Origin of the sequence: Streptosporangium sp. NPDC006007 (assembly GCF_040614315.1) — a bacterium.
Classification (GTDB): domain Bacteria; phylum Actinomycetota; class Actinomycetes; order Streptosporangiales; family Streptosporangiaceae; genus Streptosporangium.
Genome location: NZ_JBEXUG010000011.1, coordinates 47,509 through 71,559, shown reverse-complemented (window position 1 = coordinate 71,559; position 24,051 = coordinate 47,509). Strand labels below are relative to the sequence as shown.

At 72.0% G+C, this 24,051-nt stretch carries 16 protein-coding genes; 15 read left to right on the top strand and 1 reads right to left on the bottom strand.

The features are described from left to right. Positions 1-34 precede the first annotated feature (34 nt). Positions 35-2,197 (bottom strand): alpha-1,4-glucan--maltose-1-phosphate maltosyltransferase, encoded by a 2,163-nt coding sequence (locus tag ABZ194_RS11595; RefSeq protein WP_355594983.1) that lies wholly within the window; start codon positions 2,195-2,197, stop codon positions 35-37. 384 nt (positions 2,198-2,581) lie between these two features. Between ABZ194_RS11595 and glgP the strand changes: the two genes are divergently transcribed. The 15 genes from glgP (at position 2,582) to ABZ194_RS11520 (ending at position 24,039) form a co-directional block, all read left to right on the top strand. After that, a complete protein-coding gene (gene glgP / locus ABZ194_RS11590; RefSeq protein WP_355594981.1) occupies positions 2,582-5,164 on the top strand; it encodes an alpha-glucan family phosphorylase in 2,583 nt (860 codons plus the stop codon). Between the two features lie 188 nt (positions 5,165-5,352). After that, on the top strand, positions 5,353-5,589 hold the full coding sequence (locus tag ABZ194_RS11585; protein ID WP_355594979.1) for a hypothetical protein: 237 nt from the start codon (positions 5,353-5,355) through the stop codon (positions 5,587-5,589). Next, positions 5,586-6,419 (top strand): sigma-70 family RNA polymerase sigma factor, encoded by an 834-nt coding sequence (locus ABZ194_RS11580; protein WP_355594977.1) that lies wholly within the window; start codon positions 5,586-5,588, stop codon positions 6,417-6,419. The genes ABZ194_RS11585 and ABZ194_RS11580 overlap by 4 nt, the downstream gene beginning before the upstream one ends. Continuing rightward, positions 6,416-8,512 (top strand): M48 family metallopeptidase, encoded by a 2,097-nt coding sequence (locus ABZ194_RS11575; RefSeq protein ID WP_355594975.1) that lies wholly within the window; start codon positions 6,416-6,418, stop codon positions 8,510-8,512. Before ABZ194_RS11580 ends, ABZ194_RS11575 begins: the two co-directional genes overlap by 4 nt. Before the next feature lie 147 nt (positions 8,513-8,659). Continuing rightward, the gene (locus ABZ194_RS11570) at positions 8,660-10,780 is read left to right on the top strand and encodes a glycogen debranching N-terminal domain-containing protein (RefSeq protein ID WP_355594973.1); all 2,121 of its coding nucleotides are present in this window, start codon (positions 8,660-8,662) and stop codon (positions 10,778-10,780) included. Between the two features lie 58 nt (positions 10,781-10,838). Then, positions 10,839-11,948 (top strand): glycosyltransferase family 4 protein, encoded by a 1,110-nt coding sequence (locus ABZ194_RS11565; protein ID WP_355594971.1) that lies wholly within the window; start codon positions 10,839-10,841, stop codon positions 11,946-11,948. Between the two features lie 151 nt (positions 11,949-12,099). Then, the gene (locus ABZ194_RS11560; protein ID WP_355594969.1) at positions 12,100-12,873 is read left to right on the top strand and encodes an enoyl-CoA hydratase-related protein; all 774 of its coding nucleotides are present in this window, start codon (positions 12,100-12,102) and stop codon (positions 12,871-12,873) included. Between the two features lie 90 nt (positions 12,874-12,963). After that, positions 12,964-13,455, top strand: coding sequence for a hypothetical protein (locus ABZ194_RS11555; protein WP_355594968.1), 492 nt, complete (start codon positions 12,964-12,966; stop codon positions 13,453-13,455). Further along, on the top strand, positions 13,452-14,675 hold the full coding sequence (locus ABZ194_RS11550; RefSeq protein ID WP_355594965.1) for a DUF6395 domain-containing protein: 1,224 nt from the start codon (positions 13,452-13,454) through the stop codon (positions 14,673-14,675). Before ABZ194_RS11555 ends, ABZ194_RS11550 begins: the two co-directional genes overlap by 4 nt. Positions 14,676-14,719: 44 nt before the next feature. Next, a complete protein-coding gene (locus ABZ194_RS11545; protein WP_355594963.1) occupies positions 14,720-16,282 on the top strand; it encodes an FAD-dependent oxidoreductase in 1,563 nt (520 codons plus the stop codon). Between the two features lie 58 nt (positions 16,283-16,340). Then, positions 16,341-16,862 (top strand): YbaK/EbsC family protein, encoded by a 522-nt coding sequence (locus ABZ194_RS11540; RefSeq protein ID WP_355594961.1) that lies wholly within the window; start codon positions 16,341-16,343, stop codon positions 16,860-16,862. A 116-nt stretch (positions 16,863-16,978) separates the two neighbouring features. Then, entirely contained in the window at positions 16,979-19,432 is a 2,454-nt protein-coding gene (locus tag ABZ194_RS11535; protein WP_355594959.1) for a protein kinase, read from the top strand. After that, entirely contained in the window at positions 19,429-21,447 is a 2,019-nt protein-coding gene (locus ABZ194_RS11530; protein WP_355594957.1) for a serine/threonine-protein kinase, read from the top strand. Before ABZ194_RS11535 ends, ABZ194_RS11530 begins: the two co-directional genes overlap by 4 nt. Before the next feature lie 163 nt (positions 21,448-21,610). Further along, positions 21,611-22,918 (top strand): serine/threonine-protein kinase, encoded by a 1,308-nt coding sequence (locus ABZ194_RS11525; protein ID WP_355594955.1) that lies wholly within the window; start codon positions 21,611-21,613, stop codon positions 22,916-22,918. Positions 22,919-23,259: 341 nt separating this feature from the next. Beyond that, a complete protein-coding gene (locus tag ABZ194_RS11520) occupies positions 23,260-24,039 on the top strand; it encodes an electron transfer flavoprotein subunit beta/FixA family protein (protein ID WP_355594953.1) in 780 nt (259 codons plus the stop codon). Positions 24,040-24,051 lie beyond the last annotated feature (12 nt).

Genomic DNA, 24,051 nt, shown 5'->3' with positions numbered 1-24,051 from the left:
CCCCGCTGTTTGCCGGTATGCGTACCCGGCCGGCTCACCGCTGGTTCGCCGTGGCACGCAGAGTGAAGATGTGTGCTGAGTGGATATGAGGATCGAGGCGTACGTAGTTGGTCTGCCGCCAGTGGTACGACTGTCCGGAAAGCTCGTCGTCGACGACGAATTCGGCGTTCCAGTCGAGACCGAGGGCGGGCATGTCCAGGGACACCGTCGCCTCGTGGGTGTTGTGAGGATCGAGGTTCACGACAGTCAGGACCACGTCGCCCAGGCCGTGCCGTCGTGTGGCCGTGTCGTAGGCGCCGGGTAGCCGCTTTGAGAAGCAGACCACGTCCGGATGATCGACGTTGTGGAATCGTAGGTTACGCAGTTCCTGGAGCGCCGGGTGCGCTCTTCGTAGCAAATTAAGTTGTGTGATGAGAGGGGCCAGACTGCGGCTTTCTCGCTCGGCCTCAGCCCAATTGCGAGGCTTGTACTGATATTTCTCGCTATCTAGGTATTCTTCACTACCAGGGCGAACCGGGACATTCTCCGCGAGTTCATATCCCGAATAGACGCCCCAGGTCGGCATCGCCATCGCCGCGAGAATCGCTCTGATATTGAATGCCGCGACTCCCCCGTGTTGGAGGTATTCGTGAAGAATGTCCGGCGTGTTGACGAACAGGTTGGGCCGCAGGAAGTGCGAGGTCCGGTGGGAGAGCTCGTGGAAGTACTCCTCGATCTCCGGCTTGGAGTTCCGCCAGGTGAAATAGGTGTAGGACTGGTGGAACCCGACCTTGGCCAGCGTCTGCATCATCGCCGGACGGGTGAACGCCTCGGCGAGGAACAGCACGTCCGGGTCGGTGGAGGCGATGTCGGCCAGCAGCCGCTCCCAGAACGCCACCGGCTTGGTGTGCGGGTTGTCCACCCGGAAGATCCGCACGCCGTGGTCCATCCACAGCCGTATCACCCGCTTGACCTCGGCGTAGACGCCCTCGGGGTCCTTGTCGAAGTTCAGCGGGTAGATGTCCTGGTACTTCTTCGGCGGGTTCTCCGCGTACGCGATCGAACCGTCGGCGCGGATGTTGAACCACTCCGGGTGCTCCTTGACCCAGGGGTGGTCCGGCGCGCACTGCAGGGCCAGGTCGAGGGCGACCTCCATGCCGAACTCGCGGGTCTTGGCCACGAAGGCGTCGAAGTCCTCGAAGGTGCCGAGGTCGGGGTGGATGGCGTCGTGCCCGCCCTCCTCGGAGCCGATCGCCCAGGGCGAGCCCGGGTCGTAGGGCTCGGGCGTCAGCGTGTTGTTGCGGCCCTTGCGGAAGCTGTGCCCGATCGGGTGGACGGGGGGGAGGTAGACGACGTCGAAGCCCATCTTCGCGATCCCCGGCAACCGGTTCGCGGCAGTCCTGAAATTTCCGGATTTGGGGGCCACGCCGTGTTCGACGATCGCACCCTCGGACCGGGGGAAGAACTCGTACCAGGAGCCGAAGAGCGCCCTGCGCCGGTCCACGACGACCGTCCGCCTGGCGGAGCGGGTCACCAGGTCCCGCAGCGGGTGCGCCCGCAGCGGTTCCGCGGTCTCGGGAAGCTGGGCCAGCGAGAAGCGGGCCCGCGGGTCGAGCCGCTCGTCTCGCAGCTTGGCCGCCATCGCCTGCAACGCGGCCCGGTGCCCGCACACATGGGCTCCGCGGCCCCCCTGGGAATCGCGGGCGCCAGGGGACTCGCGGGACTCTCGGGACTCTCGGACACTGTGAGAACTGTGGGAATCGCGGGAATCACGGGCGCCGCGGTGCTCCGGCGGGTGTCCGCCCGCCGCCCGGCAGTCCGCGGGCCGTACGGCTCTCGCGGCGCGCTCGAAGAGCCGGGCGCCCTCCTCGCACATCAGCTCGGCGTCCAGGTCACGCGGGATCTTGATGCCCGCGTCGTGCAGCCAGGTGGCGACGGGATCGCTCCACGCCTCGACGCGGAAGTGCCACTCGCCCTCGGTGGGCAGTGTCACCTCGACGCCCCAGCGGTCCGTGCCGGGCCCCAGCTCGCGCATCCGCAGCAGCGGCCCGCGCACGCCGTCGGGACCGGTCAGCACGGCTCCGGCGGCCACCGCGTCGTGTCCCTCCCGGAACACGGTGGCGGTGATCTCGAAGGTCTCGCCCGCGGCGGCCTTGGCGGGGTAGTGCCCGCAGTCGACCGTGGGCTGGATGTCCTGGATTGGAATTCGTCCGATCATCGCGTCTCAAGGTAGCGACGGCACGCCCGGTACCGTCGGAAAAAGTCAACAGGAAAAGATCTTCGCTTTATCAAACCATCCCCCGCGGACCGGCCTGGGGGCAGGATCGTGTCCTGCCCCCTGTGCGGACGGCCGGTTCCCCGGGGGCAGAACATTACGGCGGCTAGATGTGGCTTCTAGCTGCGCTGCCCCAATAGTCCATCTTCATGCGTGAAGGTGGAAGAGTGCGGGACCTCTTACTCTTCGGCGAGTTGTCCATGCAGACAGGCTCTTACCGTGATCAACCCGCCTTTGATGTGTTTGGGGCCGTTTGATAGCGGTGAGGGGGAGAGCCGTGAGTGTTTTGGTCGCCCTCGTGGCGCTGAGTACGTAGGGTCTGGCACCGTGAGAGCAATCCGCAGGTTCACCGTCCGCACCGTCCTTCCACCGGAGCTGGCCTCCCTTGGCGAGCTTGTGCACAATCTGCGCTGGTCCTGGCACCCCGAAACACTGGACCTTTTCGCCGAGGTGGACCCGGTCGTCTGGGAGCGGGCCGGCCATGATCCGGTCGCCCTTCTCGGGGCCGTTGAGCCGAGCCGCCTCCGTGAACTGGCCGCCGACCGCCGCTTCCTGCGGCGGCTCGCGGACGCGGCGGACGACCTCCGCGAATACATGACCGCGCCGCGCTGGTACCAGACGATCCCCGACGCCCCCCGCGCCGTCGCCTACTTCTCCCCCGAGTACGGCATCGCCGCCGCGCTGCCGCAGTACTCCGGCGGCCTGGGCATCCTCGCCGGCGACCACCTCAAGGCCGCCAGCGACCTCGGGGTGCCGATCTGGGCCGTCGGCCTGCTGTACCACCACGGCTACTTCAGTCAGTCGCTCTCCCCGGAGGGCTGGCAGCTGGAGCACTATCCGTCCCTCGACCCCGGCGGGCTCCCGCTGACCCTCCTGAAGGAGGATGACGGCACGCCGGTCCGGATCGCGATCGGCCTGCCCGAGGGGCGCACCCTGCACGCCCAGGTCTGGGTGGCCCAGGTGGGCCGGGTCCCGCTGCTGCTGCTCGACTCCGACGTGGCCGAGAACGACCCCGCGGCCCGCGACGTCACCGACCGCCTGTACGGCGGGGGCACCGACCACCGCCTGATGCAGGAGCTGCTGCTCGGCGTGGGAGGGGTCCGCGCCCTGCGGGCCTACGCCCGCGTCACCGGCCAGCCCGAGCCCGAGGTCTTCCACACCAACGAGGGCCACGCCGGCTTCCTGGGCCTGGAGCGCATCCGCGAGCTCACCGAGGCCAGGCTCTCCTTCGACGAGGCCCTGGAGGTGGTCCGCGCCGGGACGGTCTTCACCACCCACACCCCGGTCCCCGCCGGGATCGACCGCTTCCCCAGCGAGATGATCGCCCGCCAGTTCGGCGGGGACAACGCCTGGCCCACGGTTCCGGTGGACCGCATCCTGGAGCTCGGGGCCGAGGAGGAGCACGGCAGGTTCAACATGGCCGCGATGGGCATGCGGCTGGCCCAGCGGGTCAACGGCGTCTCCGAGCTGCACGGCGCGGTCAGCCGGGAGATGTTCCGGTGGCTCTGGCCCGGCTTCGACCTGGATGAGATCCCGATCGGGTCGATCACCAACGGCGTGCACGCGCCCACCTGGGTGGGCCGCGAGATCATGGAGCTGGCGGGACGGGAGCTGCCCACCCTGGTCGAGCGGGCCCAGGGCTGGGAGGGGGTCAACAAGATCGCCGACGCGGACGTCTGGGGGATACGCGGACGGCTGCGGGCCCGCCTGGTCGAGGCGGCGAGGGAGCGGCTGCGCCGGTCCTGGCTCGCCAGGGGCGCGTCGCGAGCCGAACTCGGCTGGATCGACGACGCCCTCGACCCGAATGTGCTGACCATCGGCTTCGCCCGCCGGGTGCCGTCCTACAAGCGGCTCACCCTGATGCTGAGCGACCCCGATCGGCTCCGCCGGCTGCTGCTCGACCCGGACAAGCCGGTCCAGATCGTGATCGCGGGCAAGGCGCACCCCGCCGACGAGGGCGGCAAGAAGCTCATCCAGCAGATCGTGAAGTTCACCGACAGGGAGGACGTGCGGCACCGCGTCGTCTTCCTGCCCGACTACGACATGGCCCTGGGCCAGCTGCTCGTCCAGGGCTGTGACGTGTGGATGAACAACCCGCTCCGCCCGCTGGAGGCGTGCGGCACGTCCGGGATGAAGGCCGCGCTGAACGGCGGGCTCAACCTGTCGATCCGTGACGGCTGGTGGGACGAGTGGTACGACGGCACCAACGGCTGGGCCATCCCCACCGCGGACGGTGTCGCCGACCCCGACCGCCGCGACGAGCTGGAGGCGAACGCGCTCTACGACCTGATCGACCACGAGGTGGCCGACCGGTTCTACGACCGCGCCTCCGACGGCCTGCCGCTGCGCTGGCTGGAGATGGTCCGGCACACCCTGACCTCTCTCGGTCCCAAGGTCCTGGCGGGCCGGATGCTCCGCGACTACGTGATCGCTCTCTACGCCCCGGCGGCCTCCTCGGCCCGCGCGCTGTCGGCGGACGACCACGATCCGGCCCGGAGCTTCGCCGCCTGGAAGCTGCGGGTCCGCCAGGCGTGGCCGGGGGTGCGGGTCGAGCATGTGGAGGCCGCCAACCTGGGCGACACCCCCGAGGTCGGCGCGTCCCTGGAGCTGCGGGCGACCATGGCCCTGGGCGACCTGGGACCCTCGGACGTCCGGGTCCAGGCCGCCTACGGCCTGGTCGGGCCGCATGACGAGCTGGTCGGCCCGGCCTACGCCGACCTGACCGTGGAGTCGGAGGCGGACGACGGCAGGGCGGTCTTCACCGGTACGGTCCCGCTGGACCGCACCGGTTCCTTCGGTTACACCGTCCGGGTCGTGCCCGACCACCCGCTGGTGGCCTCGCCCTCCGAGCTTGGGCTGATCGCGGTCCCGGAGGAGCCCGTGGGCATGACCAACGGCACCCTGCGCTGACAGTTGACGCCTGGTGGTGCGTCGGGCGACCGCTTCTCCGCCGCGAGACGAGGGGCGATCGCGCGGGATCGGCGCCCGGCGAGAACCGGGGCGATTCCGTTGTAAAGATTTCTCGTCGCGAGGGCCTTTTTGAGAGCACGGAGCCGGCGATCACGCCGGCCGTCTCTCGGTTGGAAGGCGATCTCACGATGAGCGATCCGATTCTCCTGGCCCTGGTGGCGGGCGCGGTCAGGCTGGTGCTGCTGATGATCATGAGCCGGGCGCGCACGTCAGGTGGGGCCGGGGCGCGCGGCGGGATCACGGTGGTCCGGGTGCGAGCGGGAACGGGGCCCGTGGTCATTGACTACAGGGCCGGCGAGGGGACGCTGGTCGTATACCTCCAGAAGTCCTCGGAGGCCGGCCTCCGGCGGAAGGACGAACGGTGACCGAGCAGAACGTCGCGCGACCCGACGGCATGGGAACCACCGCGTCTTGGGAGACGCCGTGGGAAACCCCGGACACGGAACCCGGCGGGGACACGGGACATACGCGGGACACGGGCGGCAGGGGAGTGCGGGGGGAGGCGGGGAAGGACGCCGCGAGGTCGGACCCGGCCGCCTTCGGGGAGTTCTACCAGCTGACCTCCGCCCGCATGCTGACCAGGGCGACCATGATCTGCGGAGGCAGGCAGGACGCCGAGGACATGGTGGCGGACGCCTACCTGGAGGCGTTCAGGCACTGGGACCGCATCGGCCGCTACGACCGGCGGGCCGCCGAGAAGTGGGTGCACACCACGATGCAGCGGCGGTGGTGGAAGGTCGCGGGGCGGCGGAGGAGGCGGGAGGCGGGGGAGCTCCAGGTGCCGGTGAGGCCGTACTCGTCTCCGGAGCAGACGGCCGAGGTCACCATGGTCCTCGCCGCGCTCCCCGCGCTGGCCGAGCGCGAACGGATCGTGATCCTGGCCCACTGCGTGTACGGTCTGCCGCAGAAGGAGATCGCCGCGGCGCTCGGCGTCAAGAGCGCGCTGGTGGCCGTCTACCTCTTCCAGGCGCGTCGCAAGCTGGAGAGGCTGATGGGACTGACCCGGCCGTCCCGGCGCTCCGAAGAGCGGCTCACGTTCCCCGGCGGCCTTCTCGCCGACCCGCTCGCCGTGGTCCTGCGCGACGTCTCGGCCTGGCTCGGGGAGGCGTTCGAGGCCGAAGGGGTCGCGCTGGAGCGGGTTCACCGCGTGATCGAGTCCGCGCAGCCCGCCGCCGGCGGACGGGAGCCGAGATGATCCTGCTGCGCGCGCTCCTGGCGCTCGGGCTGCTCATCGGCCTCTACCTGCTCTGCTTCACCCTCGTGGCCGTCGACCTCGGTTTCATCGTCCTTCTGGTGCGGGACTCGATCGCACTGGGCAGGCCGCTCCCCGGCTCCGTGATGATGACGCTGTTCACCACGGTCCCCGCGCTCTGGGTCATGCGCGGCCTGTTCGCCCTCGGCGGCTCGGCCGGGCCCGACCCGCGCTCTCTGCGGGTGTCCGGTAGCGAGGCGCCGGCCCTGTGGGCGTCGGTGCGGGAGCTCGCTGAGGAGGTCGGCACCCGGCCCCCGGCGGAGATACGTCTCATCGGGGAGGTGAACGCCAAGGTGACCGAGGAGACGTCGTTCCTCGGTCTCTTCGGCGGGACGCGGCGTCTCTACGTCGGACTGCCACTGCTGGCCGGGCTGTCGGCCGACGAGTTGCGCGTGGTGCTCTGCCATGAGCTGGGGCACTACGCGCACGCGCACACCCGGCTCGGCGCCATCACCTACCGGGGGCAGCTGTCGGTGCGGGAGACCCTGGACCGGCTCGAACTCCTGCGCAAGCCCGCCGTCGGCGCGCGCGGTCCCGCCCGTTCGAGCGGTCCGGTCTCCTGGATGTGGTGGCCGTTCCTCGGCTACGCCGCCCTGTACTTCCGGCTCTGCTACGCCGTCAACCGCAGGCAGGAACTCCAGGCCGACGCGGTGGCCGCCAGGGTGGCCGGTACCGAGATCGCCGCCGAGGCGCTCTGGCGGTCCCTCCATGTCCTGCCCGTGGCCTGGAGCGAGTTCCGGACCCGCTGTCTCGACCCGATGCGCGCGAGGGGATGCGTCCCGGACGATCCCTTCGCCGCGTTCGCCGCCATGCTGGCCGATCCCGGCTATCGGGCCCGGCTGGAGGAGCTGAGGCGGCTTCCGCCCCCGGAGCGCACCAGGAAATACGACTCCCATCCCAGCCTGGCCCGGCGCCTGCGGGCACTCGGCAGGCTCGACGGGCCGGTGGGGGAGCGCGATCCGGTCCCCGCGGCCGAGCGCTTCCCCTACCGGGGGCCGACCCCGCGGGCCGTACGGAGATGCGTGTTTCCCGCGGAGGCCGCCGGCTCGGCCGCGCTGCCGTGGCGCGAATGGCTGGATCTGACGGCCGAGACCCTGGCCACCGAGCCGGTGAGACAGCTGGTGCGGGCCGCCCACCGGCTCGGCGACCCCTCCAGGCCCGCCCTGGCCGTGGTTTTGGACCTGCTGGGAAGTGGCGCGGGCCGGCGTCTGGCGGCGCACCTCCCCGATCCCCTCGTGGCGGCGGACGACGACTCCCCATCGGACGGCCCCTCGGACGGGCGGACGGGCGGGGACGCGGCGCGGCGGCGGCTGGAGACCGCGCTGTTCGCGCTGGTCGGCCAGGCCCTGGTCACCCGGGGCCGCGCCCGCTGGGAGATGTCCTGGGGAGGTCCGGACCGGCTCGTCTGGACCGAGGCGGGAGCGTCGGCCGCGGGGAACGTCACCGTCTCCGAGTTCCGCGAGCTGGTGGGCGCGGCGGTGACCGGTGGCCTCGCCGAGGTCGAACGACTCCGCCTGCGTCTGCACGCGCTCGGCGTCGACGCCGGGGCCTGGCTCAGCCAGGACGCCGAGGGGAGTCCGCGGAACGGGGCACCCGTCGAGACGATGACCGTCTCGCCCGCCGAGGACGTGGCCACCCGTGAGGAGAACAGGCGGAAACTCCGGGTCGCCGCCGTCGGAGGGGTGTTCGCGATCGGGCTGTTCCTGCTGACGGCGCTGCCGCTGCCCTTCGACCGGGATCCCGTCCCGCTCCCCGGCGTCCGCGTCGACTTCCGGCTGGGCACCGTGCCGTCCACGACCCTGCCCCTGACGGTGCCGGCCGCGGTGCCGGGGAGGCTGTGGCCGAGTGTCGTCCCCTATCCGGCGATCAGCTCTTTTCCCTACGACCCCGGCCTGCTGAACCCCCTCGTCTCCGATCCGTCGATCAGCGGGCGGGAGTCCGGGCGGCTCAAGCGTCTCCTGGACGGACGGAGGTTCGGAGGACGGCTGCCGACCCCTGAGGACATCAAGCGCGTCCTGCCCAGAAAACGACGGTGAGCGGGACCGGCGCCGATCGGCGGCCCGGGAGGGCGCCAGGCCTCTGATCAGGCAAGACAGGCTAATGGTCGGTGGAGATCCCGTTCCTTTCCGGCCCCGGCGGGGAATGGTTATAAAAGCCGACATTTCCGGACTCCGGGGAGAACATTGGACGCCTGGACCTTCGAAGGCCAGCCCGGCGCGCTGGGGGACACCACGGTGACCCTGGTCGAGGGTGGCTCCTTCTGCGTGTCCGCGCGCGGCGGAGACATCCTGCAGGGCGGCGCGCAGGGCGTCTACCACGCCGACACGCGGCTGCTGTCCCGCTGGGAGCTCCGGGTGGACGACGTGGCGGTGGAGCCGCTCAGGGTGCTCGCGGGCGAGCCGTACCACGCGACGTTCATCGGCAGGGCCGCGCCGAGGCCGGGACGGGCCGAGAGCAGCCTGCTGGTGGTCAGGGACCGGTACGTCGGCGGCGGCCTCCGCGAGGACCTGACCCTGCGCAACCTGTCGGACGAGCCGGCCGGATGCGTGGTCGACGTCCACATCGGCTCCGACATGGCCGACCTGTTCGAGGTGAAGGTCGGCCGGATCCGGCACGTGACCGACGTGGAGATGACGGCCGACCGGTCGGGGTTGCTGATCTTCTCGGCCAGCCGGTCGCGCGGGAGCCGGGTGGTGGCCGAGCCCGCGCCGTTCGCCGTGCCGGGCGTGCTCATCTTCCGGATCGTCGTCCCCGCGCGCGGGGAGTGGACGGTGAGCCTCCAGGTCAACCCGATCCTGGAGGGGGAGGAGTCACCCGCCTGGTTCTCCACCCACCACCCGGTGGAGCACGCCGAACCCGCCAGGCGCCGCGCCGACTGGGACCGCCTCAGCACCTCGGTCACCACCTCCAACCGCATTCTCGGCCAGGTGCTGCACCGCTCCAGGGAGGACCTCGGCGCGCTGCGGCTGTTCGAGCCCGACCGGCCGGAGGAACCGCCGACGGTCGCCGCGGGCGCGCCCTGGTTCATGACCCTGTTCGGCCGTGACTCGCTGCTGACATCGTGGATGGCGCTCCCCCTGGACCAGTCCCTCGCGCTGGGCACCCTGCGCCGCCTGGCCAGGCTGCAGGGCAAGGTGGACGACCCGCTCACCGAGGAGGAGCCCGGCAAGGTCCTGCACGAGCTCCGCTTCGGCGTGCAGACCGGCGCCTCGCCGCACGGCGGCAACGCCTACTACGGCTCGGTGGACTCCACCCCGCTGTTTGTGATGCTCCTGGGCGAGTTGCGCCGGTGGGGGATGTACGGGGACGCGGTCGACGAGCTCATGCCGTACGCCGAGGACGCCCTCGCCTGGATCACCCGGTCCGCCGACCCGTTTCTGTCCTACCGCCGCAAGACCGACCACGGCCTGATCAACCAGGGGTGGAAGGACTCCTTCGACGGCGTCAGCTTCGCGGACGGCACCCTGGCCCGCCCGCCCATCGCGCTGGCCGAGGTCCAGGGGTACGTCTACGCCGCCTACATCGCGCGCGCCCACTTCGCCCACCAGGCCGGCGACGGCGCCCTGGAGGAGCAGTGGAACGCCCGCGCCACGCGGATCAGGGAGGCGTTCAACGAACGGTTCTGGCTGCCGGACCGGGGATACTACGCCGTCGGCATCGACGGGGCCGGGTGTCCCATCGACAGCCTCGCCTCCAACATGGGTCACTGCCTGTGGACGGGCATCGTGGACGAGGACCGGGCCGCCTCGGTCGCCGGGCACCTGATGTCACCGGAGATGTTCACCGGGTACGGCGTGCGCACCCTTGCCGCCGACATGGGCGCCTACAACCCCATGAGCTACCACAACGGCTCCATCTGGCCGCATGACAACGCCCTGATCGCCGCCGGTCTGATGCGGTACGGCTTCGCGGACGAGGCCAAGCGGATCGCCTTCGGCCTGCTGGACGCGGCCGAGATCTTCGGCTGGCGGCTGCCCGAGCTGTTCTGCGGCTTCGACCGGGCCGAGTTCGCCTGGCCGGTGCCCTACCCCACCTCCTGCTCGCCGCAGGCCTGGGCGGCCGCGACCCCCATCCACCTGGTCCGCACCCTGCTCCGCCTGGACCCCTGGTTGCCCTACGGCCGGGTCTGGCTCGACCCGGTCGGCCTGGAGGACATGCGGATCACCGGACTGCCCCTCGACGGCTCCCGCGTCACGATCGAGGTCGGCGACTCCGGCGTCTGTGTCTCCGGGCTGCCCGAGGGGGTCACCCTGATCAACGAACCCCGTCGCCCCACCGCGGCCGCCCTGCGCCACGTCCCCTGACAGCCTGTCCAGCCGATTCGGATTATCCGCGGGCCGCACGAGCGTAGGTGAGGTTGACATGACTGCCACGACAGGTGTTTCCGGCCGGAGCGACGCGATGCGCATCGTGATGATCGCTCCTCCCTGGTACAACGTGCCGCCCCTGGGTTACGGAGGCATCGAGTCGATGCTGGCCGAGCTGGTCGCCGGGCTCTCCCGGCGCGGGCACGACATCACCCTGATCGGGGCCGGCAAGGCGGGGACGTCCGCCCGTTTCCTGCCCACCTACGACCTGGCGCCCTCCGCGCGGATCGGTGAGTCGCTGCCCGAGGTGCTGCACGCGGCCAAGGCGTACGGCATGGCCGCCGGCCTCGACGCCGACATCGTTCACGACCACTCGCTGGCCGGGCCGCTGACCGCGTCCGCGCGGCCGGTGCCCACGGTGATCACCTGTCACGGCGAGGTGGAGGGTGAGCTCGGCGAGTACTACCGGCTGCTCGGCACCACCGTGTCGATGGTCGGCATCTCCGAGGCCCAGCGGCGGATCGCCCCCGGCCTGAACTGGGCCGGTGTCATCCACAACGCGATCGAGACCGCGTCGTTCCCCTTCCGGGAGGACAAGGAGGACTGGGTGCTCTGGCTCGGACGCCTCAGCAGGGACAAGGGCGCGCACCTGGCCATCGACGTCGCCCGCGCGGCCGGGCGCCGCATCCTGCTGGCGGGCAAGCTCATCGAGCCGGGGGAGCACGACTACTTCGAACAGCAGGTCAGGCCGAGGCTCGGTCCCGACGCCGAGTATCTCGGGGAGGCCGACGCCGGCCGCAAACGCGAGCTGCTGGCGGCGGCCCGCTGCCTGCTCTTCCCGATTCTCTGGGAGGAGCCGTTCGGCATGGTCATGATCGAGTCCATGGCCTGCGGCACCCCCGTGGTCGCCCTGGGGCGGGGCGCCGTGCCCGAGGTGATCGTGGACGGGGTCACCGGGCTCGTCCGGAGCCGGGCCTGGGAGCTGCCCGAGGCGGTCGAGGCGGCCGGCGCGCTCGACCCGCACGCCTGCCGGGCGCACGTCGCGCGGCACTTCGACGTCGAGGTGATGACCGAGAGGTACGAGCGGGTCTACCGCCGGATCATCGCCGCCCTCGCCGAGCCCGCCGGAGGAGGAGCCAGGGATCTGGCACTGCCCGTCACCTGAGAGGACACAAGGACCTGGTGGCGTCCACCGGGGAGGATCCCTCTATGTTGGTGTGGCGATGTTGGTGTCGTGATGACGGCCGCGCGCCGATGACGGCGCGAGGGCGCCGGCGGGTGTCGGCGTGACGGTGTTTCCGGCGGAGGGGACGACCATGGGTGAGTTCGCACGGGTGGAGAAGGCCGACGGGGTCGCGACGATCAGACTCGACCGGCCGAGGATGAACGCGCTCAACCGGCAGGTCCTGGAGGAGGTCGCGGCCTGTGCCCGCCAGGTGGACGCCGACCCCGAGGTGTTCGCCGTGGTCCTCTACGGCGGGGAGCGGGTCTTCGCGGCGGGCGCCGACGTCAAGGAGATGGCGGACATCCCCTACGCCGACATGTCCGTTCACTCCCAGCTGCTACAGGACTGCATGATCGCCGTCGCGAAGATCGGCAAGCCGGTCGTCGCGGCCGTCACCGGCTACGCCCTGGGCGGCGGCTGCGAGCTGGCCCTGTGCGCCGACATCCGGATCGCGGGCGAGTCGGCCAAGCTCGGCCAGCCCGAGGTCCTGCTCGGCATCATGCCCGGCGCGGGAGGCACCCAGCGGCTGTCCCGGCTGATCGGTCCCGCCAGGGCCAAGGACCTCATCTTCACCGGCCGCCACGTCTCGGCCGCCGAGGCGCTGCGGATCGGCCTGGTGGACCGCGTCGTCCCCGACGCCGACGTCCAGGGCGAGGCCCTCGCCTACGCCGCCGCGTTCGTCGGCGGGCCGGCCCTGGCCCTGCGGGCCGCCAAGCAGGCCGTCGACCGGGGCCTGGAGACGGATCTGGACACCGGCCTGGAGGTCGAGCGCCTGCAGTTCCTGGCCCTGTTCGCCACCGAGGACGCCCGGATCGGCACGCGCGCCTTCGCCGAGAAGACACAGGCGAAGTTCACCGGCCGCTGACCGGTAGATGCAAAAGATGACAAAGGCGGTAAAGGGGAAGTCTGGAAGACCGTCCTGGTAGATCGTGCTTTGCCGGTATCGTGCCGCACTATGGTGCGGTTGTGGAAACGCGCGCTGGTGCCCGCCCGGCTCCAGCGCGCGGTGCGTGGATGGTTCGACTCCCGATACATCTCCCGGGCCGACCATCGACAGGACATCAAGGACGCGCTCTGGGAGGTCCAGACGCTCGGCAGGGAGGTCACCGCGCTGCGCGCCGAGGTCGACCGGCTCCGGGCGCAGGTGGCCAAGGCGGAGCCCGACCAGGCCAGGGTGAGGCGCTGGGACGACGCCCACCGGCTGGCCGGGGAGACCGCCGCGGCGATGGAGCACGTGCTCCAGAACGAGGTGCTGCTCTGGCAGGCCGTGGACCGCCGGTCAGGAGACGGGCCCTCGGTGAACGCCTCCCGCGCGAGCGCCTTCTCCACGTTCTCCGCGGACGGTTCCTCCGCGAGTTCCCCCCTCGTGAGCGGGCCCCCGGCGGACGCGCCCGCCGGGCGGACGCCCTCCACGAGCCTGGAGCGCCCCTGCCGGAGCGCCGGATGAGGGTGAGCTGGGCGGCGGACGGCGGTGTCCGGCACCTGACCTTCCGGCTGGACCCCGAGGACACCATCACCGGACTCTGCGCCGACGGTCAGCCCCTGAAACTGGCCACCAACTCCTGCCGGATCGAGCTGCCGCGCGAGCCGTACGACATCCACCCCGACCTGTCGGCCCTGGCCGCGTGGACGGTCGTCGCGCCGTGGACCCGGCGCGCGGTCGCCTTCGACCGGCCGATCTCGCCGGAACTCGCCCTGGCGATCGGGCAGGGCTGGGGGGTCGAGGCCGGGCCGGTCGGCGGCTCGCCGCGTTCCGGCGGCAGGCTGGCGATCTCCTACAGCGGCGGCGCGGACTCGGCGGCCGTGGCCGCGATGCTGCCCGACGCGCCGTTCGTGCACTTCCAGCGGGTCTCCCACCCGCGCGTGCCCAACCGCTGGACCCACTACCGCGCCGACGTCCTGGCCACCCTGGCCGAGCGGACCGGGCGGGAGCTCACCGTCGTCCGTTCCGACCTGGAGTTCACCCTCGCCGAGCCCCGCCCCGGCTATCCCGAGCACCACGCGGTGGCCGCCGGGGCGCTGCTGCTGGCCGACGAGCTCGACCTCGGCGGCCTCGCCTTCGGCTACGAGCTGGGCTCGCGCTGGCTGGGCGGAGATCGCTACCTGCTCGAATACACTCCCGACAACCCGATGTGGGCGCCGCACGGCGCGTGGGGCCGGGCCTTCGCCGCCGCGGGCCTGCACATCGTGCTGCCGGTCGGCGGGGTCAGCGAGGCCGTCACCATGCGGCTGGCCCTCGGCTCCGAGCTGCGCCCCCAGGTCCGCTGGTGCCTGCGCGGGGTCAACGGCCCCTGCGGCACCTGCGGCAAGTGCCTGTACAAGGAGCTCATCCAGGCGGCCGTCGAACGCCGCCCGCTCCGCACCACCATCGGCCCGGCCCGGCCGGTCGCCCGCAAGTGGCAGGAGCCCCCGCCGTACGGCGGGCAGGAGATGATCGAGTACGGCTGCGCCCGGGTGCCCGGCGTCGAGGACACGGTCTTCGGCAGGGCCGCGAGGTTCCTCGGCGCGACCGAGGCGTCCACCGCCTGGCTGGACCGCTGCTATCCGCCCGCGATCGAGGAGATCCCCGAGCCGTGGCGGAAACAGGTCCACGACTTCATGGCGGACGAGATCGGCTTCATGAGCGCCCACGAGGCGCGCCGTGTCGAGACCTGGGGGCTGGGATGACCGGCGACCCGGCCGCCGCCGGCGGCGGACGCGGCTGACGCGCGATGAGCGAGTCCAGCGGTATGACGCGGCGGGCGCTGCTGGTCGGCGTGGGCGCGGCCGGCGGCGCCGGAGCCATGTTCGCCGCGATGGGGGCGCTGGGCCTGGCCCCCGAGTCCCAGGAGAGGGCGTTCGTCCCGCCGCGGCCCTCCGACTTCTCCCTCAGCGGCAGGGCAGCGGCGAAGGTGCTGGTGCTCGGCGCCGGGATCGCCGGGCTGACCTGCGCCTACGAGCTGGGCAAGGCGGGATACGACTGCACGGTCCTGGAGGCCGCCGACCGGGTGGGCGGCCGGAGTCTCACGCTGCGCGGCGGGGACCGGCTGACCGAGACGGGCGGCGAGACCCAGACGGCCGCCTTCCAGGAGGGCACCTACTTCAACGCGGGGCCCGGCAGGATCGCGCCGTGGATGGTCGCCATGGACTACTGCCGCGAGCTGGGCGTGCCCATCGAGACGTTCGTCAACAGCAACGCCTCGGCGTACGTCTACACGCGGGGCATGACCGCCCCGGTCCGGGCGCGCACCGCCCGCGCCGACCTGTACGGCTACGTCGCCGAGCTGCTGGCCAAGGCGGCCGGGACGGGCGCGCTCGACCGCAGGCTCACCAAGGAGGACGGGGAACGGCTGGCGGAGTTCCTGCGCCGCTTCGGCGACCTCGGCCCCGACCTGGCCTACCGGGGCTCCACCCGCCGAGGCTTCGAGACCTTCCCGGGGGCCGGCGACGGCGTCCCGCTCGCCGCGCCGTCCTCGCTGAGCGACGTGCTCGCCGCCGGCACGGGCCGGGCGATCACCATGGACTTCGGCTATGACCAGGCCACGCCCATGTTCCAGCCGGTGGGCGGGATGGACGCGATCGTGACCGCGCTGGTCCGGGAGGTCGGCCGCGACCGGATCAGGACGGGCACCCGGGTCACCGGCCTGAGGAGCCTGGCCGACGGCGTCGAGGTGACCCACCCCGGCGGCACGCTCCGCGCCGACTACTGCGTCGCCACCCTCCCGCCCCACCTGCTCGCCCGTCTCCCGCACAACCTGGGCACCCCGGTCACCGCCGCGCTCCGCGCCCCCGTCCCGGTCGCCGCGGGCAAGATCGGCCTGGAGTACGGCAGGCGGTGGTGGGAGATCGACGACCGGATCTACGGTGGGATCACCGAGACGGACCTGGACATCACCCACATCTGGTACCCCTCCCACGGCTACCACTCCGGGAGCGGCCTGATCGTCGGCTACTACAACACCGAGGAGAACGCCGAGCTGTACGGCGGGCTCTCCCCCCGCGACCGCCGCGCCCGCGCGCTCACCCAGGGCAGGAAGATCCACGGCGAGAAGTACCGGGCCGAGCTGCGCTCCAGCCTCTCGATCGCCTGGCAGCGGCAGCCACACCTGGAGGGCGGCTGGGTCCACTGGCCCTCCTACGACGGCGGTTTCGCCCTGCTGCAACGCCCGGCGGGGCGGGTCTACTTCGCCGGTGACTGGCTCACCCACCTGGTGGCCTGGCAGGCCGGGGCGATGGAGTCGGCCAGAAAGGCCGTAACCGGACTTCACAGCCGGGTCCTGAAGACGCCGTCCTGAACGTTCCCTCGGATCCGGCCGTACAGTCTCAGGAACGGACGGCCGATGGGAGACGGGGATGGCGATCGGGACGCTCGGCTGGGTGAGGGCGACGGAGCGGCTGGACCTGCTGGCCGAGCCGGTGGCGCGGGCCGTCGCCGGGCTCGACGGGGTCCAGGCCGCCGAGATCGACCCCGGACTGTCGGACACGGCGGCGTTCTGCGAGCGGTACGGCGTGGCCGCGGACGAGGCGGCCAACTGTGTGATCGTGGCGGCCAGGCGGGCCGGAGAGATCCGGTACGCCGCCTGCGTGGTGCTCGCCACGACGAGGGCCGACGTCAACGGTGTGGTCCGGCGGCACCTGGACGCGCGGAAGATCTCGTTCGCGCCGCAGGAGGACGTGGTCGAGCTGACCGGGATGGAGTACGGCGGGATCACCCCGCTGGGACTGCCCGGGGAGTGGCCGGTGCTCGTGGACGAGGCCGTGGCGGTCCATCCGGGGGTCGTGGTCGGCAGTGGCGTCCGCCGTTCCAAACTGGCACTTCCCGGAGCCGTACTGTGCGGTCTGAAGACCGCGCGGGTGATTCGCCTGGCGAACTGACGCCGAAAAGAGATTGAGTGTTACCCGGCTTTGGGAAACCGTTGGGGCCTGGCACACGTTGTTCTATCGAAGAATGTGGCCTGATGGTTCATCTCATGGGCGGTGTTTAAGCCGGTATGGTTCTTCGTGCCATGAATCAGGACGATCGACTAGGTCCCTACCGACTGCTCCGGCGGCTCGGTGAGGGAGGCATGGGCGTGGTTCATCTCGCCGTCGACCCCCAAGGGCGGCAGGTGGCCGTAAAGGTCCTCCGCGCCGAGGTGGCCGGTGACGACGTGGCCCGCCGCAGGCTCTCCCGGGAGGTGGAGACCATGCGGCGGGTGCGCAGCGAGCACATCGCCGAGGTGCTCGACGCCGATGTGACGGGCCACCGGCCCTACATCGTGACCCGCTACGTTCCCGGCAGCCCGCTGGACGAGCTGATCAAGCAGGACGGTCCCATGGACCTGCCCGCGCTGCTCAAGGTCGCCCACGGGGTGGCGGCGGCGCTCGCCGCCGTGCACTCGGTCGGGGTGATCCACCGGGACCTCAAGCCGGGCAACGTGCTCATCCTGGACGGCCAGCCCGTCCTCATCGACTTCGGCATCGCGCAGGCCGTGGACGCCACCCGGCTCACCCAGACCGGCATGTTCATCGGCACGCCCGGCTACCTCGCCCCCGAGATCATCGAGGGGCACGAGGCGGGGCCCGAGGTGGACGTGCACGCCTGGGCGGGCACGCTGGTCTTCGCGGCCACCGGCCAGCCGCCCTTCGGCAAGGGCACGCTGGAGATGATCTTCTATAACATCACCGCGGGCAAGGCGAACGTGGACGCGGTCCCGCAGCCGCTCCAACCGGTGCTGCGCGCCGCGCTCCAGCGCGACCCCGCCAAACGGCCGAGGGCGGCCGAGCTCGCCGCCCGGGTGGAACGCCTGCTGCCCCAGGCGGGCGGCCGGGGCCGGGTGCCCGACGACGTCGCCACGGTCGCGGACTTCGACGACTCCGGCCCCGGCCGCCCGCCCGCGCGGGGCGGCCGGGACCGCCTCTCCGGCGCCCCGCCGGTGACCGGCCCGCTGCTCCCCACCGGCCCCCTCCCGGCCACCGGCCCGCTGCTCCCCACGGGTTCCCTCCTGCCCACCGGTTCCCTCCCCGCCACGGGTTCCCTCCTGCCCACCGGGCCGCTTCCCGCCACAGGGCCCGGCCTTCCCGACGGGCCGGGCCTCCCGGGCCGGTCGCCGGGTCAGGGGAATCACGGTGTTCCCTCGGGTACCGGTGCCCCGGGCGGCCCCGGCGCGCCGGGCCGTGGGGAGGCCGATCCGGGTGACCTGCCGACCCCGGTGGCGTCCCGGCCGGGGACGCCCACTCCGTGGCCGCCGCCCCCCGTGACGCCGCCGCGCGAGTACGTCTCGCTGCTCGGCGACCGGCAGGAGCCCGACTCCTGGCCCACCCGCAGGGTGACGGCCGAGGAGTTGCGCCAGGCGGCCCAGCGGTCCTCGCACGACCTGCCCACCGGCCTGCTCGGTCCGGAGGACACCCCCACCAGGGGTGCCTCCACCGGCCCCGGCGCCTTCGGCGCCCCGAAGGCGTCCCCCGGGCCCAACGTCTTCGGCGGGTCCAACACCCCCGCCGGCCCCAACGCCCCCCACGCTTTCGGCGACCCCGCCGGCCCCGGCGCTCCGAACACCGCCGGTCGGCTCGGCGCCACGCCGCCGGCGCAGGACGGCGACATCCCGACCCAGCGCGTCCGCCCTCAGGACCTGCAGGAGTACCGAAACCAGGGGCGCCACCCCGGCCAGGCGCACCCCGCCCAGTCGTACTCGCGGCAGCAGGCGTCCTTCGAGCAGACGCCGCAGGTCCGCCAGTACTCCGGGCCGCACTCCACACCGCCGCACGCGCCGCCGCCCTACCCCTATCCCCACCCGCAACCACAGCACCGGCAGCAGGCGCCCGCACCGCTCCACCCCGGTCAGCGTCCCGGCCACGCGTTGCAGCGTTCCAAGGCGTACGGCGTGGCGAGCGCGCTGCTGCTGTTCACCGTGGCGCTCACGGCCGTCCTCGCGCCGATCCTGGTCGCCGCCGTGGTGATCCCGGCCGTGATCCTGCTGCGCGCGGCCGACATCGCCCAGCCCCGGCTGAACGCCCGGCGGGCGGCGGGCGACGCGGCGGCCGACGTCTTCCGGGTGCTCGGCCAGCCGGCCGCGCTGGCGAAGTCGGCCGGCGTCACCGCGGCGCTCGTGCCGTACGGGCTGATCCTCGGCCTGCCGGTGACGCTGCTGCTGGCCGTGCTGGTTCCCAGGATGCCGGCCGGCAACGCGCTGAGCTGGGGCGCGACGGTGGCACTGTGGACCGTGTGCGCCGGACCCGGAGTGGAGGGCCCCAACCGGCAGATGAGACGTACCCTGGCATCACTGCTGCCTTCACGCGGCGCGGCCGTTCTCACGGCCTCGGCGCTGGGGGCGCTGGCCGTGCTCACGCTCCTTCTGACGATCGGCACCGTGGGGACGCGTGCGAGGGAGGCGCGGTGGACACCGGTCGATGTCGGGACGGTGGTGGAGAAACTGCAGGACCTACGAGACAAGGCGGCGCGATGACGGGGGAGACACGGGCGCCGGAGAGGCTGGGGCCATACCGGCTGCTGGAGAAGATCGGCGAGGGCGGCATGGGGGTCGTCCACCTGGGGCTGGACGAGGACGGCCGCGAGGTGGCCGTCAAGGTGCTGCACCCGCACGTGGCCGCGGACCTCAAGGCCCGTGACCGGCTCACCCGCGAGGTGGAGACCATGCGGCGGGTGCGCAGCCCGCAGGTCGCCGAGGTGCTCGACGCCAAGCTGACCGGTGGGCAGCCCTACATCGTGACCCGCTTCGCGCCGGGCCGCACGCTGGAGGAGACCGTCCTCACCGACGGCCCGCTCACGGCGCGCGAGGTCATCAAGCTCGCCCAGGGCATGTGCGCGGCGCTGGTGGCGATCCACGCGGCCGACGTCATCCACCGCGACTTCAAGCCCTCCAACGTGATGATCGTCAACGGTGAGCCGCTGGTCATCGACTTCGGCATCGCCCACCTGGTCAACGCCACCCGGCTGACCCAGACCGGCATGTTCGTCGGCACGCCCGGCTACCTCGCCCCGGAGATCATCCGTGACTCCGAGATCACTCAGGCCGCCGACGTCCACGCGCTGGCCTCGACGGTCTTCTTCGGCGCGACCGGCAAGCCGCCGTTCGGCACGGGCAGTTTCGAGGTCGTCTGCTTCAACATCATGGAGGGCCGGGCCAACGTCGACCTGGCTCCCGCCTGGCTGCGCGGCTGGCTCCGGCGGGCCCTGGCCGTCGATCCGGCGGCCCGGCCGAGCGCGCAGGAGCTGCACCGCATGGCGCGCGCCCTCGACCCGACGGTGACGGTCTTCCACGAGGCGCCGCCCGCCTCGGTCGCCGACGGCGGCACCAAGGTGCTCAACACCGATGGCACCAAGGTGCTCAACTCGGACGGCACCAGGGTTCTCAACCCCGACGGCACCAGGGTCCTGGACGGTCAGAGCCCCGCGCCGTCGCCCCCCTCCTCCCAGACCCCGCCCCCGCCCCCGGCGAACGGGACCCGGGTGCTGCCGCAGGACAGCACCTACTCGGACCTGCTCCCTCCGGTGGAGTACGCCAAGCCCGAGCGGCGTGAGCGCAGGCCGCGCCCCGAGGCGGACCGCTCCGGGGTGGGGGCTCCGCCCCCGTACGTGCCGGCCACCCCGCCTCCGCCGTACGTCCCCGCGCCGCCCTCGGCCCAGCAGAGGGTCGCCCCGCCGCCCTACGCCGATCAACGGGTCGCCGGATATCCGCCGCCGAGGCCCACCACACCGAGCAGTCCGTACCCTCCGCCCGGTGAGGCCCGGCCGTATGTGCCGCCGCCCGCGCCCCGGCCCCAGACCCAGCCGAGGGAGCGTTCGCAGTATCGCGCCGGACACCCGCTGGCCGCCGCGCTGCTGCTGACGATCCTGGTCGCGCTGGCCTGCGTGCTGCCGGTCGTGGTCAGCGCGTTCGCGGTGGTGGCCGCGCTCTGCCTCCGGGTGGGCGAGTATCTCTTCGGCGACCTGGCCCAGCGCCGCTCGGTGCGGGGCAACAGCGCGGCCGATCCGCTGCTCGCGCTGGTCGGCACCCCCTGGGCGCTGATCAAGGCGGTGCTCGCGACGCTGGTCACGGCCCCGCTGGCCGCGATGTTCGGCATGTGTGTGTGGGGCGCCCTCAGGTTCGTCGTGCACCTGCGGACCGACCCGGCCGCCGCCTACGCGGCGGGCGCGTTCGTGGCCGGGCTGTTCGTGCTGCCCGGCGGCGGCAAGCCGCGCAAGGCCGTCTCCCGCGCGCTGACCGGGGTGATCCGCAGCCCGGGGGCCGCGATGGTGACCACGATCGCCCTGGGCACGCTGGCGTTCTTCACCGTGATGGCCGCGCTGACGATGGTGCCGTCCTTCGTGCCGTGGGACCAGCCGTCCGACGTGGTGGAGCAGCTCACCAGGGCCTGGCGGGAGCAGGTCAACAACGGCAAGATGGGCGCGCTCGACCTGATCCGCGGCCTGTTCAACGACCTGATGGACAGCCTCGGACTCGGGTTCGTCACCTTCTAGCCGTTCTGTCCAGAGTCCTGGGCGGCCGGTGGAAGACAAGGCGGCGCGGGAAACATCGTATTTGTGCGGCATGTGTCCATGCATGGGGGGTTTTCTTGGGGCCGCGCCGTGCGAGAACGGTTCCGCTGATGCACGATGAAGGGGACCGGCCGGAAGGAGTCGCATGGGAGCGGCGGACGGTGAACGTCTTGGCCCTTACCGCCTGCTGTCGACGCTTGGCGCGGGAGGTTTCGGCGAGGTCCATCTCGCGCTGGATCCCGGCGGGCACACGGTGGCGGTCAAGATCCTGCACCCGCACGTCGCGGCCGACGCGACGGCCGTCGCCCGGCTGGCCCGCGAGGTGGCGACCATGCGCCGCGTCCAGGGGCCTTACGTCGCCGAGGTCCTGGACGCCGCGATGGAGGGCGCCCGTCCCTACCTCGTCACCCGTTACGTGCAGGGCCGCCCGCTCAGCACGGTGATCTCCGGTGACGGGCCGGTCGAGGGCGAGCGCCTCGTACGGCTCGCACGCGGCCTGGCCCAGGCCCTGGTCGCCATCCACGCCGCCGGCGTCGTCCACCGCGACCTGAAGCCCGCCAACGTGATCCTGGCCGACGGCGAGCCGGTCGTGATCGACTTCGGCATCGCGTGCGCGCTCGACTCCTCCTCGGTCACGGTCTCCGGGGCGATTCTCGGCACGCCCGGCTACCTCGCCCCCGAGATGCTCGAAGGCGCCGACCCGGGGGCGGCGGCCGACCTGTTCTCCTTCGGGGCCACGCTGGCCTACGCGGCCACAGGCCGGCACCCCTACGGCGCCGGCCCCGCCCTGGCGGTCGGCTACCGCGTCGTCCACCACGACCCCGATCTGGAGGGGGCGCCCGGCTGGCTGGCGCCGCTGCTCCAGGAGTGCATGCGGCGCGACCCCCGGGACCGGCCCTCCGCCGGCGCGCTCCTGGCCCGGCTGGACGCCGACGCCCCGGCGGCACACCCGGCGACCCCGAGGTCCCGTACGGCCTCCGCCGCCCCCGGCGGCCAGGGGGTCCGCGAGGTCGCCGACCCCCGGGACGCGGGGCTCCGGGCGCCGGAGACCGGCGTGCACGCCCTCACCACCAGGGTGTGGCGTCTGGGGCGCCGTCCGCCGCCGGGCAGGCTCTCGGTGGACGAGGCCCGCGAGCGCCGCAGGGCCGTCCTGCACCGCCGCTGGGTGGTCGGCGCGGGTCTGCTCGTCTCGCTGGCCGCCGCGGCGGCCAGGAACCCGCTGCCGGAGGTGTCGCTGCTGCTGCTGACGGGCTACGGCTCGGTGATGCTGGTGGACGGGGGGATCGCGCTGTTCGCCCGGAGGAACCGCGCACGGGCGATCGTCGACCTGGCCGGTGGTGCCGGTGCCATCGTGCTCTGGGCCGCGCTCGGCACGTTCTTCAGCCCGCTGACCCTCGCGCTGGCCCTGGGGACCGTCCTCTTCGTCCTGGTGGCGATCCTGCTGTCCAGCTAGCCTCGGTGACATCCGATGGCTGCGGGGCGTAACGGGATCCCCCTCACCTGTTCCGGAATATAGCTCGGTAAGGTGGGGAGCGTGACCGATCAGGCGGGCGTGTGGTTTTTCGGTGCGGGCCGTACGGCTCGGTGGTTTGCGCCTAAATTACTGATGGGTAACATGGTGTCGGAGGGGCAGGGGCGGGTATGGCCCGGCCGGTCCACCCAACTGCCACACCACCCTTGGGCACCTGGCAGTCTTGGCATCACGTGCGCGTGCCCCGCGTGCACGTACCGAGCATTCGACGCCAACCGCAGCGATGCGGGGCGTACGCGAACACGGGAGGTCGGCCACCGGTCATGAACATCGTCGTCTGCGTGAAGCAGGTCCCCGACACTGCGACCGAGCGCAAGCTGAGGTCCGATGACAAGACGCTCGACCGTGACGCCGCCGACGGCGTCATCAACGAGCTGTGCGAATACGCGGTCGAAGAGGCCCTGCGCCTGAAAGAGGCGCACGGCGGTGAGGTGACCGTTCTCACCATGGGGCCCGACAGGGCCGCCGACACCATCCGCAAGGCCCTGGCCATGGGCGCGGACAAGGCCGTCCACCTGGTGGACGACGCGCTGCACGGGTCCGACGCCCTGGGCACCTCCTACGCCCTGGCGCAGACCCTCAAGAAGATCGGGTTCGACCTGGTCGTGCTCGGCTCCGAGTCGACCGACGCCCGCACCGGCGTGCTCGCGGCCATGCTGGCCGAGCGCCTCGGCGTGCCGCAGCTCACCTTCGCCAACAAGGTCGAGGTGAACAAAGAGGCGATCGCCGTCCAGCGCGTCACCGACTACGGTTACGACAGGGTGGAGGCCACGCTGCCCGCGGTGGTCTCCGTGGTCGAGAAGATCAACGAGCCGCGTTACCCCTCCTTCAAGGGCATCATGGCCGCCAAGAAGAAGCCGGTCGAGAAGCTGGGCGTCGCCGACGCCGGTATCGACGCATCCCAGGTGGGCCTGGCCAACTCCTGGAGCGAGGTCGCCGACTTCGCCACGGCCCCGCCCCGCGCGTCCGGCACGATCGTCAAGGACGAGGGCGACGGCGGCGTGAAGACCGCCGACTTCCTCGCGTCGAAGAAGTTCGTCTGAGAACGGGGGTTA